General features: G+C 65.2%; 1 protein-coding gene. It reads left to right on the top strand.

The window, feature by feature from the left end; all coding sequences use genetic code 11:
• Nucleotides 1-1,062: acyltransferase domain-containing protein (locus tag ACF073_RS41505; RefSeq protein ID WP_392076755.1), on the top strand; the 1,062-nt coding region annotated here is incomplete at both ends.

Raw genomic sequence — 1,062 nt, forward strand, 5'->3', positions numbered from 1 at the left:
GTCTGTGTCTGTGGCTCGTGGTGATTCGGGTGTGGTGTTTGTGTTTCCGGGTCAGGGGGCGCAGTGGGTGGGTATGGCGTTGGGTTTGTTGTCGGAGTCGGTGGTTTTTGCGGAGTGGATGGGTCGGTGTGGGGAGGCGTTGGCGCCGTTTGTGGGGTGGTCGTTGGTTGATGTGTTGGGTGATGAGGAGGCGTTGGGGCGGGTTGATGTGGTGCAGCCGGTGTTGTGGGCTGTGATGGTGTCGTTGGCGGGGTTGTGGCGGTCGGTTGGGGTGGAGCCGGCTGGTGTGGTGGGGCATTCGCAGGGGGAGATCGCGGCGGCGTGTGTGGTGGGTGCGTTGTCGTTGGAGGAGGGTGCGCGGGTGGTGGCGCGGCGTAGTCAGGTGATTGCGTCGTCGCTTGCTGGTGGGGGTGGGATGTTGTCGGTGGGGTTGCCGGTGGGTGTGGTGGAGGGGCGTTTGGGTGGGGGGTTGTCGGTTGCTGCGGTGAATGGTCCGTCGTCGGTGGTGGTGGCGGGTGCGGTGGGTGTGTTGGGGGTGTTGGAGGAGGAGTTGCGTGCTGAGGGGGTGCGGGTGCGCCGGGTGCCGGTGGATTACGCGTCTCATTCGGTGGAGGTGGAGCGTGTTGAGGGTGAGTTGGCGGGGGTGTTGGAGGGTGTGTCGGCGGTGTCGTCGGGGGTGCCGTTTTATTCGACGGTGACGGGTGGGGTGGTGGATACGGGGTTGTTGGATGGTGGGTATTGGTATCGGAATCTGCGGGAGCGGGTGCGTTTGGAGGAGGTGACGCGGGCGCTGTTGGGTGAGGGGCGTCGGGTGTTCGTGGAGATGAGTCCGCATCCGGTGTTGGGTTTTGTGCTTGCGGAGACGATGGGTGCGGTGGGTGTGGACGGCCTGGTGGTGGGGTCGTTGCGGCGTGGTGAGGGGGGTCTGGATCGGTTTTTGCGGTCGGTGGGTGAGGTGTATGCGGGGGGTGTGGATGTTGATTGGAAGGCGGCGTTCGACGCGGGGTCGGCGCGTCCGGTGGAGCTGCCGACCTACCCCTTCCAACACCAGCACTACTGGCT

This window comes from Streptomyces sp. NPDC015171, assembly GCF_043079545.1.
Classification (GTDB): domain Bacteria; phylum Actinomycetota; class Actinomycetes; order Streptomycetales; family Streptomycetaceae; genus Streptomyces.